Origin of the sequence: Amycolatopsis albispora (assembly GCF_003312875.1) — a bacterium.
Classification (GTDB): domain Bacteria; phylum Actinomycetota; class Actinomycetes; order Mycobacteriales; family Pseudonocardiaceae; genus Amycolatopsis; species Amycolatopsis albispora.
This window is the reverse complement of sequence record NZ_CP015163.1, coordinates 2,242,474-2,256,729: the sequence shown is the minus strand read 5'-3', so window position 1 is coordinate 2,256,729 and position 14,256 is coordinate 2,242,474. Positions and strand designations below refer to the sequence as shown.

The following is a 14,256-nucleotide window of genomic DNA, read 5'->3' as shown; positions in this document are numbered from 1 at the left end:
GGTCCCATGAGCCGTGCGGTTCCGGCGGTCAGCCGCGCTCTCGACATTCTCGAGCTGTTCCGCGACGAGGAGGAGCTGGGCGCGCCCCAGATCGTGAGCAGGCTGGGGTTGCCGCGCACCACGGTGCACGAGCTGCTGAACACCCTGGCGGACCGCGGTTACCTGAGCCGTCTCGGCGACGAGGGCACGCGGTACCGCCTCGGGGTGCGGCTGTTCGAGCTGGGCGGCGCGTACGAGTCACGGCTGGACCTGGCACGCGAAGGCACCATCGCGGCGGCGGCGGTTTCCGCGCGCAGCCAGGAAACCGTGCACGTGGCCGTGCGCGACGGCGACGAAGTGCTGTATGTGGCCAAAACCGACAGCACGCATTCGGTGCGCATGGTCTCGGCGGTGGGCAGGCGGCTGCCCGCGCACTGCACGGCTGTCGGCAAGATGCTGCTGTCGGCCTTGTCGCGCACCGAATTCGACGTGCTCTACCCGCCGGGGCGGCAGCTGACGAGGATGACCGCGCGGAGCCTGGGCACGCCTGCCGAGTTGTGGCAGGCGCTCGACCGCGTTCGTGCCGACGAGCTGGCGCACGAGTTCTGCGAATCGAATGACGCGGTGAGTTGCGTGGCCGCACCGGTTCGCGACCGGACGGGCAAGATGGTGGCCGCGTTGAGCCTGTCGGTTCCGGTGCACCGCTGGACTTCCGTGCCCGGCACGCAGTGGGACGAGTGGGCCCGCGAAGGTGCGGAGAGCTTGACGCGCGCCCTCGGCGGCCGCTGATCCCGTTCGGTATGCCGCACAACGTCTGAATGGCCCTTGACCGGGCGGGTGTTAGCGCTCACAGTTGACGGAGCATCTTCGCTGTCGAAGGGACCGTTCAATGCCGAACCCCCATCGCCCCGCCGTTTTCGGCCGCCGTGACGCCCTGCGTGCCGGGGCCGCGATCGCCACCGCCGGACTGTTCGCCGGCGCCGCCGCTGGCGCGGCGAGTGCCGCCCCGGGCCGGGCCGGTGCCGCCTCAGGCCAGGCGGGTGCCGCCGCGGGCCACGAAGCCCCGGGCCTCGCCGGTGCCACCCGCCAGGTGGTGAACCCGCTGATCCGCCAGCGTGCCGACCCGTTCATCACCCGCCACCGCGGCCGGTACTACTTCACCGCGTCGGTCCCCGAATACGACCGCCTGATCATCCGCGCGTCGAACACCATCGGCGGCCTGGCCACCGCGCCGGAAACGGTGGTCTGGCGCAGACCGTCGAGCGGGGTGATGGGCGGCCACATCTGGGCGCCCGAGCTGCACCGCATCGACGGCCGCTGGTACATCTACTTCGCCGCGGGCAATTCCGACGACGTCTTCCACATCCGCCCCTACGTGCTGACCACCGCCGCCGAGGATCCGCGTACCGGGCCGTGGACGGTGGCCGGGCGCATCACCACCCATCTCGACACCTTCTCGCTGGACGCCACCACCTTCGCCCACCGCGGCAAGCGGTACCTGTGCTGGGCGCAGCACGATCCGGCGCTCGGCCCCGGCACCAGCCTGTACCTGGCGGAAATGTCGTCACCGCGGGCGATCACCGGCACGCCCACCAAGCTCTCCACGCCCACCTACGACTGGGAAACCCGCGGGCACCGCGTCAACGAGGGCGCCGCCGCGCTGATCCGCAACGGGCGCGTGTTCCTCACCTTTTCCGCCAGCGCCACCGACGCGAACTACTGCATGGGCCTGCTCACCGCGAACGAGTCGGCGAACCTGCTGGACCCGGCGTCCTGGCACAAGTCACCTCGGCCGGTGTTCGCCACCAGCCGCGAGAACAGCCAGTTCGGGCCGGGGCACAACAGCTTCACCACCGCCGAGGACGGCGCCGACGTGCTGGTCTACCACGCGCGGCAGTACGAGCAGATCACCGGCGACCCGCTGTACGACCCCAACCGGCACACGCGGGTGCAGCGGCTGCGGTTCACCGCGGACGGCACCCCGGACTTCGGCGTGCCGGTCGCGGACGGGCCGGTCGACCTGTCCCGGCACGGTTAGTCCGAATGCGACAGTCCCCAGGTGCCGCGGAAGGTCTCGCCCGGTGCCAGCGTGACGAGGCCGTCCCCGGTGTTGAACGCGTCCGGCGCGCAGGTCATCGGTTCCACCGTGATGCCCTGGCGCGCCGGGCGGCCGGTGCCGGGTGTGTCGTCGGTGTAGACCTGCAGGTAGCGGTGGCTGCCGTCGGCCCACACGGTGACCGTGCGGCCGGACGGCGCGGTCAGCCGCACCCGGGTGATGCCGTCGGCGTCGGCGGCCAGCCCGGTGTAGGCCGTGTCGAGCGCGGTCGAGCCGAGCTCGCGGCCACCTCGGAAGTCGAATTCGGTGCCCTCGACCGGTTTGCGCCCGGTCGGGATCAGGTTCGCGTCGGTGGGGTAGTAGGTGTCGGCAGGCAGGTCGACCAGCAGCTCGTCGACGGTTTCGCTGATCCGGACGTACGGGTGGTAGGCGGCGCCGAAGGGCGCGGGCCCGGTGCCGGTGTTGGTGGCTTCGAGGGTGCAGCTCAGCCCGCCGGGACCCAGTTCGTAGGTCAGTCGCAAGTGGAGGCTGAACGGGTAGCCGTACTGCGGCCGCAGCCGGTGTTCGAGGGTGACCGCGTGCTCGCGCTGCTTGGTGATGGCCCATTCCACCCAGCTCAGCAGGCCGTGCAGGGCCGCGTTGCGCGCCGGTTCGGTGATCGCCACCTGGTGCTCACGCCCGTCGAAGGTGTACCTCCCGGCGGCGATCCGGTTGGGCCACGGCGCGATGGCCTTGCCCTGGTGGCTGTCGCCGAGTTCGGCCGGGTCGTGGGTGAGCAGCAGTTCCGTGCCGCCGGTCCGCCACGACAGCAGGGTGGCCGCGACCGCGCCGATCAACGCGGTGTCCTCGCCCCAGCCGATCTCGGCGAGCTGTCCGGCGGCGTCGGGCGAGACAACGGACATCGGTTCTCCTCGTGGTATTTCGAACAGGTGCCGGGATTTCGCTGCTCGAACGCTATCCGGCGCCGCCCCGCCCGGTCAAAGGGAGGCGCCGGTGGTCCGTGAGATTCCCGCGGTGGCACGAGCGCTCGACGTGCTGGAGTACGCGCTGGCCGAGGGCAGGGTGAGCGCGGGTGAGGTCACCTCGCGGCTGGGCGTGCCCAGGACGACCGCGCACGAACTGCTCGCCACGCTGGCCGAACGCGGTTACCTCGCCCGTCCGGCCAAGCGCGCGGCCTACACGCTCGGGCCGGGCGTTGGCAGGCTGGGGGAGGCCTGGGCGGTCCGGCAGCGGCTGGAGGGCGAGGGTGAGCCCCTCGCCAAGGCGCTGGCGGCCTGGTACGGCCACGAGGTGGCGATCGCGGTGCCCGCCGGCGAACGGGTGCGGGTGGTGGCCTGCTCGGGTGCGCCGGACGGCCGGACCGAGGTGCTCTGCCGGGTGCTGACCGGAACTGACGGCGTGGCAAGGGAAATCGCCGACGAGGAGGTGCGCCTGGCGGCCGGTGTGCGGGGCGCGTGGGGCCCGGTGGCCGCGCTCGGCCTGCGGGTTCCGCGTGACTGCTGGCTCCGCGTGCCACCCGCACAATGGGACGCACGGGTGGCGGCCGGCGCGGCGAGGCTCGGGCGTGTGTTGACGGGCGCGACGGCCGCTGTCTAGAGTCTCGAACAGCATCCGAAATACCGAACAGGAGGCGGGATGTCGGCCGACATGCTCCGCGCCGCGACCGTGGCCGCCAGGGAACTGGCCGACTGGCCGCCGGGGCGGCTGGCCACGGCGATGAACCTGGTCGCCGACGCGCTGGCGGCCGCGGGCGACAAGCTGGTGCCGATCGCCGCGCGGGAGAGTCACCTGCCGGTGCCGCGGCTCGAAGGGGAACTCGCGCGGACCGTCTTCCAGTTCCGGCTGCTTGCCGGGGAGGTCACCGGCGATGCCTACCGCGAGCCGGTGGTGGACCACGCCGATCCGGACTGGCCCGCCGGTGGCCGCCCGGACCTGCGCCGCCTGCTCCGCCCGATCGGGCCGGTCCTGGTCTTCGGGGCGAGCAACTTCCCGTTCGCCTTCAGCGTCGCGGGCGGCGACACCGCGTCGGCGCTGGCCGCCGGGTGCCCGGTGATCCACAAAGGACACCCCGGCCACCCGGAACTGGCGGAGGCGACGGCGGCCGTGGTTTCGGGCGCGCTCAGCCGCGCCGGAGCGCCGGAAGGCACCTTCGCCTTGCTGCGCGGGGAAGAAGCGGCCCGGTCGGCCCTGCAGGCGCCGGAGGTGAAAGCCGCCGCGTTCACCGGCTCACCGGCCGGTGGCCGGGCGCTGTACGCGCTGGCCGCCTCCCGGCCGGATCCGATCCCGTTCTACGCGGAGATGGGCAGTGTGAACCCGGTCTTCGTGACACCGGGCGCGGCCGCGCGCAGGCAGGCGGAAATCGCCGCCGGGTACACCGATTCGTACCTGCTCGGCGCGGGGCAGTTCTGCACCAAGCCCGGCGTGCTGTTCTACCCGGCCGACGCGATGCCCGCGTTCGAGTCGCTGGTGGCGGACCGGATTCGCGAGCGCGCCGCGGCGGAGCTGCTCAACGAACGCATCTCGGCGGCACACGCCCATCGGCGCGCCGAACTCGCCGCGCACCCCGCGATCCGGGTGGTCGAACCGGGTGGCGACACCGCGGACGGCCCGCGGCCCGCGCTGCTGGCCACCACCCTGGACCAGGTGCGGGCCGACGCCGAAACCTTGCTGGCCGAATGCTTCGGCCCGACTTCGCTGCTCGTTTCCTACGACGGTGAACACGAACTGCTCGCCGCGGCGCGCCTGTTCACCGGTGAGCTGACCGCGACCGTGCACGGCGAAACCGCGGAACAGGTGGCCAGGCCGCTGGTGCGGCGCCTGGCGGAGTTCGCCGGCCGGGTGGTGTGGAACGGCTGGCCGACCGGGGTCGCGGTGACCCGCGCGCAGCACCACGGCGGACCCGCCCCGGCCGCCACCGGCACCTTCACCTCGGTCGGCACCGCGGCGATCCGGCGGTTCCAGCGCCCGGTCGCCTACCAGGACCTGCCGGGTGAACTGCTGCCGGAACCGTTGCGGGAGGGCGACCATGGCTGAACCGGTGACCGAAGCGCTGGCCTGGCACGGCGAAGGCCCGGTGTGGTGGCAGGACACCCTGGTGTGGGTGGACATGCTCGCCGGGGACGTGCTGTCCATGGACTCCACGGGACAGGTGACCCGCGCGCACGTCGGTTCCGTGGCCGCCGCGCTGCGGCCGCGCCGGTCCGGCGGCTGGGTGCTGGCCACCGAACGCGGGTTCGCGCTGGCGGACGAGCTGACCGGCCCGATCACCCCGCTCGGTCCACTGTGGATCGACGACGGCATCCGGATGAACGACGGCGGCTGCGACCCCGACGGCCGGTTCTACTGCGGCTCGATGGCCTACGACGCCAGGCCGGGCGCGGGCGCGTTGTTCCGGCTCGACCCCGGCGGCGACGTCGAACGGGTGCTCGGCGGCGTCACCATCTCCAACGGCTTCGCCTTCAGCCCCGACGGCACCACGGCCTACTACGTGGACACCCCGACCGGCCGCATCGACGCGTTCGACTACTCCAGCCAGGACGGCCTCACCGGGCGGCGGGAGTTCGTGAAGGTCGAACCACCGGGCGATCCCGACGGCATCACCGTGGACGCCGAGGGCGGCGTGTGGGTCGCGCTGTGGGGTGGCTCGGCGGTGCGCCGCTACGACGCCGGCGGTGTGCTCGACGCGGTGATCGACCTGCCGGTGAGCCAGGTGACCGCGTGCACCTTCGGCGGTCCCGGCCTGACCCGGCTCTACATCACCACCTCCCAGCAGGACGCCGCACCCGATCACCGGGCCGGAGCGGTGTTCGCCGCCGAACCCGGCGTCGCCGGCCTGCCCGCGCTGACCTTCGCGGGCTGAACCGAAAGGCACCCACCGTGCAGAGATTCCGCAGCTTGCTCGGCGAACTCGGGTTCGCCGAATCCGACCACGAACTCCCCAGCAGCACCAAGCGCTTCCCGGACGGCGCCCAGTACCGGGTGGAGATCCCGAGCGTCGAAGGGCCGGAGGTGCTCGACGCGGTGCTGGCCGAGGCCACCGCCCGCGAAGTGCCGGTGCACCGGGTTTCCCAGGGCAGCGGCGGAATGCTGCTCACCACGGCCGAGCTGAAGCGGATGGCCGAGACCGCGGCCGCCGCGCGGACCGAGGTGAGCCTGTTCGCGCGGCCGCTGGCGGGCTGGTCCACCGGCGCCGCCGCGCTGGCCGCGGGGGCGGGCGCGCTCGCCGCGCAGGCACGCGGCACCGAGCAGCTGGTGCACAACCTGGCCGACATCGCGCGGTCCGCCGACGCGGGCATCCGCAGCGTGCTGATCACCGATCTCGGCACGCTCGAACTGGCCGCCGCCTGCCGGGACCGCGGCCTGCTGCCGCCGAACCTGCAGTTCAAGATCAGTGTCCAGATGGGACTGTCCAATCCGGTCTCCATCCGGCTGGCGCAGCGCGCCGGCGCGGACACCTACAACGTGCCGACCGACCTGAGCCTCGGCCAGCTGGCGGCCGTGCGCGCCGCGGTGGACCTGCCGCTGGACATCTACCTGGAGGCCCCGGACGACCAGGGCGGGTTCGTCCGGCACTTCGAAATCGCCGAGATCGTCCGGGTGGCCGCACCCGTGTACCTCAAGTTCGGCCTGCGGAACTCGCCGAACATCTACCCCAGCGGCTCGCACCTGACCGACGTGGCCATCCGGCTCGCGCGGGAACGCGTGCGGCGCGCCGAAATCGGGTTGTCACTGCTGGCCGAGCTGATGCCGGACGCGGTGATGTCCCAGCTGGGGGCCGACGGAATCGCACTACCGGAACCGCTGAACCAGGGAGCAGCTCGATGAAGATCACCGCCGTGGACACCTTCGTGCTGGGCACGCCGTGGCGTGACCTCACCTTCGTCCGCGTCACCACCGACGACGGCCTCGTCGGCGTCGGCGAGACACGCATGCTGGGGCACACCAAGGCATTGCTGGGCTATCTGGCCGAGGCGGCGCCGCGGCACGTGATCGGGCACGACCCGTTCGACACCGAAGCGCTGGTGCAGCGGATGAAGTACGGCGACTACGGGCGCGCGGGCGAGATCGTCATGTCCGGCATCGCGTGCGTGGAGATGGCCTGCTGGGACATCATCGGCAAGGCGCTCGGCCAGCCGGTGTGGCGGCTGCTCGGCGGCAAGGTCCGCGACCGGGTCAAGGCCTACGCCAACGGCTGGTACACGGTGGAGCGCACGCCGGAGGAGTTCGCCGCCGCGGCCAAGAAGGTGGTCGAGCGCGGGTACCTGGCGATGAAGTTCGACCCGTTCGGGCCGGGGCAGTGGGAGCTGGACCCGGCGGAGCGGCGGCACTGCGTCTCGCTGGTGGAGGCGGTCCGCGACGCGGTCGGGCCGGACATCGAACTGCTGGTGGAAATGCACGGGCGGTTCGCGCCCGCCGAAGCCATCCGGATCGCGCGGATGCTCGAACCGTACGACCCGGCGTGGATCGAGGAACCGGTGCCGCCGGCCAACCTCAAGGCGCTGGCCACCGTGGCGGGCAAGGTGAACATCCCGGTGGCCACCGGCGAGCGCATCCACGACCGCGTCGAGTTCCGCGAGCTGTTCGAATCCGGTGCGGTGGACGTGATCCAGCCCGACATCGGGCACCTGGGCGGTATCGCCGAAACGCGGAAGCTGGCCGCCACCGCCGAGGCGCACTACACGCTGATCGCGCCGCACAACGTCGGCGGCCCGGTGCTCACCGCGGCGAACCTGCACCTGGCCGCGTGCACGCCGAACTTCAAGATCCAGGAGCACTTCAACGACTTCGCCGACGAGCACGTGAAGCAGGCGGCGCCGGGCCTGCCGGAGGTGGTCGACGGCTACTTCGCGCTGCCGGACACCCCGGGCCTCGGGGTGGAGCTGGACCCGGACTTCATCACCGAGCACCCGTCCACCGGCGCCTTCTTCGACCTGTTCAAAGAAGGCTGGGAACGACGCGGCGGGCAGTAGTCGAAAGTTTCGAGCAGCGTCGGTCAACCTGGGCTTATCAGCGGTCGAATTGACCGAATCGAGCACGGTATCGGCGGCTGGGCCTGGACGGACACCGCCAGCATGTTTCCGAAAGCTGTTCGAAACTTATTGACAGCCTCGTTGGGGCGGGCCAACACTCATGGTGCTCTCCCGCCCGCCTCAACGAGGAGGAAAACATGTCGATGGAGCACGTCCCGCCCCGCCCGATGAACCGCAGGCTCTTCCTCGGCGGCACCGGCGCGCTGGCGCTGGCCGCCACCTCGGGCCTGGTGCTGCCCGGTACCGCGGGCGCCGACACCACCATCACCACCAACCAGACCGGTAACCACAACGGCTACTACTTCTCGTTCTGGACCGACAGCGGCGGCACGGTCTCGATGACCCTGAGCAACGGCGGCAACTACCGGACCAACTGGAGCAACACCGGCAACTTCGTCTGCGGCAAGGGCTGGGCCAACGGTTCACGCCGGACGGTCAACTACTCGGGCAGCTTCAACCCGTCCGGCAACGGTTACCTGTGCCTGTACGGCTGGACCTCGAACCCGCTCGTCGAGTACTACATCGTGGACAGCTGGGGCACCTACCGGCCGACCGGCACGCACAAGGGCACGGTGACCAGCGACGGCGGCACCTACGACATCTACCAGACCATGCGGTACAACGCGCCGTCGGTGGAGGGCACCAAAACCTTCCCGCAGTTCTGGAGCACCCGGCAGTCGAAGCGGGTCGGCGGCTCGATCAACACCGGTGCCCACTTCGACGCCTGGCGGAGCAAGGGCATGAACCTGGGCAACTTCAGCTACTACATGATCATGGCCACCGAGGGCTACCAGAGCAGCGGCAACTCGAACATCACGGTGTACTGACCACCGCCCGGCGGCGGCCGCGGCGGGAGGGGCACTCGCCGCGGTTCGCCGCTTTTTCGTGTGCCTCAGGTGCTCCGGTCGGCGACCAGGCGCACGGCGAGCGCGCCGAAGATGGCGGCGGACACGCGGTCGAGCCAGCGGCGGATGGCCGGGCGCCGCAGCAGCAGGGCCGCGAGCGCCCCGGCGGTCAGGCCGACCGAGCCGTCCACCGAGAGCCCCACCGCGATGAACACCGCGCCCAGCACCAGGAACTGCACCCACATCGGCCACGCCGCGTCCGTGTGCAGGAACTGCGGGAAGAAGGCCAGGAAGAACAGGATCACCTTCGGATTGGCCAGGTTCGTCAGCACCGCCATCACGTAGGTGCGCCGCAGGCTCCGGTCGGGCACCGGCTCCGGATCGGTGTTGGCCAGCGCCTGCTTCGACGAGCGCAGCGTGGTCACCGCCAGGTACACCAGGAAGGCCGCGCCGGTGATCCGGATCGCGTCCAGCACGGCCGGGACCGCCTGCAGCAGCGCCCCGAGGCCGAGCGCGGCGGCGACGGTGTGCACGGCCAGCCCGGTGGACATGCCCAGCGCGGCGACCACGCCGGCGCGGCGGCCCTTGGCGATGCCGTTGGCGACGATGAACAGCATGTCGGGGCCGGGGACCAGGCTGATCACCAGCGCGGCGGCGACGAAGGCCAGCAGTACCGAAAGATCCACACCGGCATCTCAGCACACCCCGGCCGGCCGGGACCAGCCGTTTTCGCCCGTGCGCCGCTGCTGTCGAGCGGAATGGCCGCTTCCGGCCGCGCCACCGCTTCACTACGATCCCCCGGTCACCTCCTTTTTCGAGGGGAGCCCGGTGTGAGCGATCTTTTCGAAGTGCTGGAAAAGCGCGCGGAGGCGAATGCGCGGGCGGAGATCGCCGCCTACGGCCGGGAAATCCCGGATTACCGGCGGGAAGCCGCCGATCCACGCGGCCACGCGGCGATGCTCGACTACGCCATCTGGTTCCGCCGCCACACCGTCGAAATGACGCGGGACGGCCGGCCGCTGGGGGAGCAGGCGCTTTCCTTCATCGGCGAGATCGGCAGGCAGCGCGCGAGCAACGGGTTCAGCACCCGTGCCGCCGAATCGGTGCTGGTGCTGCACGCGAACCTGATGTTGCACGAGATCCACGACGCCGCCGGTGACGGTGAGGACCTCAACGCCCTGCTCCGGCTCACCGCGTGGTTCGGCACCCAGGGACTGCGCGGAACGGCTGCCTACATGCGCGGCTATTTGGACGAACAGGCGTTGCGCGTCAAATTGGCGCAGCGGGTGAGCAATTTCGCCGAATCGCTGCTGTCCGACACCGCCACCGCCGGGGAAATCGCCCGCAGTCTCGGTGTCCAGGTGCACGAGGAATACGTCGTGGTGGTGCTGCGGTGCCCGGCCACCCCGGAGACCGGCGAAATCGTGGAGCTGGCGTTCAAGCAGCATTCCGTGCCGCTGCTGTGGCAGGCACCGGACGAGGTGGTGGCGTTGCTCCCCTCCGGGCGCGACGACCCGCTGACCGTGGTGAAGGCGCTCGCCGAGCTGACCGGCGGGCCGTGCGCGGTGGGCGCGGCGACCGGCCGGTCGGGTTCGCTCGCCGAGGCGCTGGCGGTGGCGGGCCGGGTCGCGCGGGTGGCGCCCCGCGAGCGGATACCCCAGGCGCTGTACGGCATCCCGGATGTTTTTGTGGAGCTGGGCGTGGCCAAGGTGCCGGAGGTCGAGGAGTGGCTCGGCGACCTGGTGCGCTGCCTGGCGAACGGGCCCGATCTGGTGGCCACGCTGGACGCCTACTACCGCAACGACATGAACCGGCTGGTCACCGCGCTCGCCCTGCACATCCACCCGCGCACACTGGACTACCGGCTCGGGCGGGTCCGCGAACTGGCCGGGGTGGACCCCGGCTCGGTCCGCGGCATCCGCATCCTGAGCAGCGCGGTGGCGCGTGCGCTGCGTGAGCAGGGCTGAGGCCGGTTACTCGACCGCCAGCTCGACCGGGATGTTGCCCCGGGTGGCCTTCGAGTACGGGCACACCTGGTGCGCCTGCTCGACCAGCTCGCGCCCGGTGCCCTCGTCGATCTCGGCGGGAAGTTCCACGCGCAGGGTGACCGAGAGCGCGAAGCTGGTGTCGTCCTTGTCGATGCCCACCTCGGCGGTCACCGAGATGTCCTTGGTGTCCACTTTGGCCTGCCGGCCGACCAGGCCGAGCGCGCTGGCGAAGCAGGCGGCGTACCCGGCGGCGAAGAGCTGCTCGGGATTGGTGCCCTTGCCGTCACCGCCGAGCGCGGGCGGCATCGCCAGTGCCAAGTCGAGCTGACCGTCGGAGCTGACCGCCTTGCCTTCGCGGCCGTTGGCGGTGGCCGCCGCGGTGTAGAGCGCCATGGGATTCCTTCCGGTTGAGGTCTGCCCCAAAAGAGTTGCACACAATTGAGTTGTGCGCAACCTAATGTAGGCTGGGGGCATGACCGCGAGCCACCACCAGGCGCCGGCGGCGGCGGAGCTGCTGCGCCTGGACAACCAGATCTGCTTCGCGCTGCACGCGGCCTCCCGCGCGTTCGGCACGCTGTACCGCACGGCGCTGCGCGAACTCGACCTGACCTATCCGCAGTACCTGGTGATGCTGGTGCTGTGGGAGTCCGACGGGTTGCCGGTCAAGGAGATCGGCGCGCGGCTGCGACTGGATTCGGGCACGCTCTCGCCGTTGCTCAAGCGGCTGGAGGCGGGCGGGCTGATCCGGCGGCTGCGCAGCGAGCAGGACGAGCGCTCGGTGGAGATCCACCTGACCGCGGCCGGGGAGGCGCTGCGGGACCGCGCGGCGGACGTGCCGCGGCAGATCGCGGGCGCCACCGGCATGCCGGTGGCCGAGCTGGCGGACCTGCGCGCGCGGGTGGCCGCGCTGACCGCCGCGATCGACGGCACGCCCGAACCCGCGTCCCCCGAGGGCTGCCCCTGAGCGGTCAGCTCGCGATGTCGACCTCTCTGCCCTCTTTGGACAGTGCGAAGGCGACGAAGGACACCAGCGCGGTGAAGATCATCCAGACCGCCACCAGCCAGCCCTTGCCGCCCGCCTGCGCGACCAGCGCGGCGGCGATCAGCGGCGAGAACCCGCCCAGCGCCGCGCCGATCTCCCGTGACGCGGCGAACCCGGTGTAACGCACGCGCGCGCCGAACAGCTCGGCGTAGAACGCGGGCTGCACGGCGATCATCGGCGCGAAACCGAGCGTGGTGGCCAGGATGAGCGCCAGCCAGATCAGCATCGGCTCCCTGGTGTCGAGCAGCAGGAAGAACGGGAAGGCGAAGGCCGCGGTGAACACCACGCTGAACAGGTTCAGCGGCCGCCGCCCGATCCGGTCGGACAGTGCGCCGTACACCGGTTGCAGTGCGATCACCGCGATGCTGAACAGGATCACCCCGGTCAGCCCGACCCAGCGCTCCATGCCGAGCGTTCTGGTCAGGTAGGTCACCGTGTAGGTGGCGTAGATGTAGACCACCGCGGTGTCGCAGATGTGCGCGCCGATGCCGATGGCGAAGTTGCGCGGATACCGCCGCAGTGCGTCGAAAACCGGGAGGGACACGGTGGTCTGCTTGGCCGCCAGTTCCTGGAACACCGGGGATTCGGCCACCCGCAGGCGGACGTAGAGCGCCACGCCGATGAGCACGAAGCTGAACCAGAACGGGATCCGCCACGCCCAGGCCAGCACGGTTTCCCGGCCCAGCTGCTCGACCAGCAGGAACACCACCGTGCCGGACAGCAGTCCGATTTGGACACCGGTCTGCGCGAACGAGGTGAAGAAGCCGCGCCGCCGGGGCGGGGCGTGTTCGGCGAGCAGGGTGGACGCGCCGCCGAACTCGGCGCCGGCGCCGAGGCCCTGGCACATCCGCAGCACGGTGAGCAGGATCGGCGCGGCGATGCCGATGCTGTCGTAGGTGGGCAGCAGGCCGATCAGCCCGGTGGACACGCCCATCACCAGCGTGGTGACCACCAGCGTGGAGCGCCGGCCGATGCGGTCCCCGAGGTGGCCGAAGAGGAACCCGCCGAGCGGCCGGACCGCGAAGCCGACGCCGAAGGTGGCGAAGCCGACGATGGTGCCCATCGCCGGGTCGGCGGTGCGGAAGAACAGCTCGTTGAACGCCAGCGTGACGGCGAAGCCGTAGATGAAGAAGTCGTACCACTCGAGCGCGGTGCCGACCACGGAGGCGCTGACCACACGGCGCAGCTCGGCTGGGGCGGTCATGATCACTACTCCCTCGGTAGGGCGTGCAGTTCCTGCCAGACGGCTTCGGAGAGCGGGATGCCGTCGCGTTCGCGTTCGCGCCTGGTGCGTTCCTCGGGTTCGCCGGGAACGAGCACTTCGGCGTGGCCCTCGGCGTTGGCGGTGTCGTGCAGTTCGGCGCAGAACCGTTCGGTGTGCGCGCGGAACTCGTGCCGGGGCAGGAACGCCTCGACGTCGAAGGCGAGCAGCACGGTGCCGAACCCGCCGCGGTACCCGGTGCCGATTCCGGTGCCGGACAGCAGCCCGCCGACGATTTCGATGAGCACGCTCAGGCCGTAGCCCTTGTGCCCGCCGAACGGCAGCAGCATGCCGCCGGTGTAGAAGTCGCCGGGATCGGTGGTGGCGCGGCCGTGCCGGTCGAGCACCAGGCCTTCGGGGATGCGCTCACCGCGCTCACGGGCGACGGCGAGCTTGCCTTCGGCGACGCCGGAGGTCGCCCAGTCCATCACGATCGGCGGTTCGTCCTGGGCGCGGGGGACCGCCCAGGCGAGTGGATTGGTGCCGAGGCGGCGTTCGGCTCCGCCGTGGGGCGCGACGGTCGGATCGGCGTTGCCGAAAGCGAGGCCGACGAGGTCGTGCTCCGCCAGGGTTTCGACGTACTCGCCCAGGCGGCCGACGTGGTTGCAGTCGCGGATGGTGGCGATGCCGGAGCCGGTGTGCGCGGTGGTCTCCCGCAGTTCGCGCACCGCCCGGTGAGCGGCGAGCTGCCCGAATGCCCGGCGCCCGTGCACCACGACGGATCCGGCGCGGGTGCGCTCGGCCTCGGGCACGGCACGGGGGTCGATCTGTCCACTGTGGATCTGGCGCAGATAGCCGGGCAGCCGCCGGACGCCGTGCGAATCGTGGCCGAGCAGGTTGGACCGGACGAGGGAATCCGCCACCGCCGCGGCGTCCGATGTGGACACCCCGGCCGCGGTCAGGATGCGCGTCGCGAGCCGCGTCAGCTCGGAAACCGTCACCCGCATCCGTTCCACCTGACGGAACGCCGTTTCATCTCCACCACCCGATGGTGGCACACGAACCGCCCTTTTGTGAAGCGGGTCACAGCGACCAGGCGAGACGAGGCCGCCGATG

The 14,256-nt window shown here is 71.2% G+C and carries 15 protein-coding genes; 10 read left to right on the top strand and 5 right to left on the bottom strand.

Annotated features, from left to right (window positions below):
• Nucleotides 1-6: 6 nt before the first annotated feature.
• Together A4R43_RS10465 and A4R43_RS10460 are read left to right on the top strand one after the other, a co-directional pair.
• Nucleotides 7-768 (top strand): IclR family transcriptional regulator, encoded by a 762-nt coding sequence (locus A4R43_RS10465; RefSeq protein ID WP_113692150.1) that lies wholly within the window; start codon nucleotides 7-9, stop codon nucleotides 766-768.
• Between the two features lie 100 nt (nucleotides 769-868).
• On the top strand, nucleotides 869-2,017 hold the full coding sequence (locus A4R43_RS10460; protein ID WP_113692149.1) for a glycoside hydrolase family 43 protein: 1,149 nt from the start codon (nucleotides 869-871) through the stop codon (nucleotides 2,015-2,017).
• On the opposite strand, the gene A4R43_RS10455 is transcribed toward A4R43_RS10460, so the two are convergent.
• Entirely contained in the window at nucleotides 2,014-2,937 is a 924-nt protein-coding gene (locus A4R43_RS10455; protein WP_236808888.1) for an aldose 1-epimerase family protein, read from the bottom strand. The two genes, A4R43_RS10460 and A4R43_RS10455, sit on opposite strands and share 4 nt — an antisense overlap.
• Before the next feature lie 91 nt (nucleotides 2,938-3,028).
• Here A4R43_RS10455 and A4R43_RS10450 point away from each other — a divergent pair, with 91 nt between their 5' ends.
• The 6 genes from A4R43_RS10450 (at nucleotide 3,029) to A4R43_RS10425 (ending at nucleotide 8,891) form a co-directional block, all read left to right on the top strand.
• Nucleotides 3,029-3,631, top strand: a complete 603-nt coding sequence (locus A4R43_RS10450; protein WP_113692148.1) for a helix-turn-helix domain-containing protein — start codon at nucleotides 3,029-3,031, stop codon at nucleotides 3,629-3,631.
• A gap of 39 nt (nucleotides 3,632-3,670) precedes the next feature.
• The gene (locus tag A4R43_RS10445; protein ID WP_113692147.1) at nucleotides 3,671-5,068 is read left to right on the top strand and encodes an aldehyde dehydrogenase (NADP(+)); all 1,398 of its coding nucleotides are present in this window, start codon (nucleotides 3,671-3,673) and stop codon (nucleotides 5,066-5,068) included.
• Nucleotides 5,061-5,894 (top strand): SMP-30/gluconolactonase/LRE family protein, encoded by an 834-nt coding sequence (locus tag A4R43_RS10440; RefSeq protein WP_113692146.1) that lies wholly within the window; start codon nucleotides 5,061-5,063, stop codon nucleotides 5,892-5,894. Before A4R43_RS10445 ends, A4R43_RS10440 begins: the two co-directional genes overlap by 8 nt.
• Nucleotides 5,895-5,911: 17 nt before the next feature.
• Nucleotides 5,912-6,859: a U32 family peptidase gene (locus tag A4R43_RS10435; RefSeq protein ID WP_113692145.1), complete on the top strand. Its 948-nt coding sequence runs from the start codon at nucleotides 5,912-5,914 to the stop codon at nucleotides 6,857-6,859.
• The gene (locus A4R43_RS10430) at nucleotides 6,856-8,004 is read left to right on the top strand and encodes a mandelate racemase/muconate lactonizing enzyme family protein (RefSeq protein WP_113692144.1); all 1,149 of its coding nucleotides are present in this window, start codon (nucleotides 6,856-6,858) and stop codon (nucleotides 8,002-8,004) included. The genes A4R43_RS10435 and A4R43_RS10430 overlap by 4 nt, the downstream gene beginning before the upstream one ends.
• Before the next feature lie 197 nt (nucleotides 8,005-8,201).
• Nucleotides 8,202-8,891 (top strand): glycoside hydrolase family 11 protein, encoded by a 690-nt coding sequence (locus A4R43_RS10425; protein ID WP_113692143.1) that lies wholly within the window; start codon nucleotides 8,202-8,204, stop codon nucleotides 8,889-8,891.
• Between the two features lie 65 nt (nucleotides 8,892-8,956).
• Here the strand turns inward: A4R43_RS10425 and A4R43_RS10420 are convergent, their stop codons facing one another.
• Nucleotides 8,957-9,595, bottom strand: a complete 639-nt coding sequence (locus A4R43_RS10420; protein ID WP_113692142.1) for a LysE family translocator — start codon at nucleotides 9,593-9,595, stop codon at nucleotides 8,957-8,959.
• A 144-nt stretch (nucleotides 9,596-9,739) separates the two neighbouring features.
• Here A4R43_RS10420 and A4R43_RS10415 point away from each other — a divergent pair, with 144 nt between their 5' ends.
• On the top strand, nucleotides 9,740-10,876 hold the full coding sequence (locus A4R43_RS10415; protein ID WP_113692141.1) for a PucR family transcriptional regulator: 1,137 nt from the start codon (nucleotides 9,740-9,742) through the stop codon (nucleotides 10,874-10,876).
• Between the two features lie 6 nt (nucleotides 10,877-10,882).
• Here the strand turns inward: A4R43_RS10415 and A4R43_RS10410 are convergent, their stop codons facing one another.
• Nucleotides 10,883-11,290 (bottom strand): organic hydroperoxide resistance protein, encoded by a 408-nt coding sequence (locus A4R43_RS10410; protein ID WP_113692140.1) that lies wholly within the window; start codon nucleotides 11,288-11,290, stop codon nucleotides 10,883-10,885.
• A 79-nt stretch (nucleotides 11,291-11,369) separates the two neighbouring features.
• On the opposite strand from A4R43_RS10410, the gene A4R43_RS10405 reads away from it, so the two are divergent.
• The gene (locus A4R43_RS10405) at nucleotides 11,370-11,861 is read left to right on the top strand and encodes a MarR family winged helix-turn-helix transcriptional regulator (RefSeq protein WP_113692139.1); all 492 of its coding nucleotides are present in this window, start codon (nucleotides 11,370-11,372) and stop codon (nucleotides 11,859-11,861) included.
• A gap of 4 nt (nucleotides 11,862-11,865) precedes the next feature.
• Here the strand turns inward: A4R43_RS10405 and A4R43_RS10400 are convergent, their stop codons facing one another.
• Both A4R43_RS10400 and A4R43_RS10395 read right to left on the bottom strand, forming a co-directional pair.
• A complete protein-coding gene (locus tag A4R43_RS10400; protein ID WP_113697480.1) occupies nucleotides 11,866-13,143 on the bottom strand; it encodes an MFS transporter in 1,278 nt (425 codons plus the stop codon).
• Nucleotides 13,144-13,148: 5 nt separating this feature from the next.
• Entirely contained in the window at nucleotides 13,149-14,147 is a 999-nt protein-coding gene (locus A4R43_RS10395) for an Ldh family oxidoreductase (protein WP_162788405.1), read from the bottom strand.
• Nucleotides 14,148-14,256 lie beyond the last annotated feature (109 nt).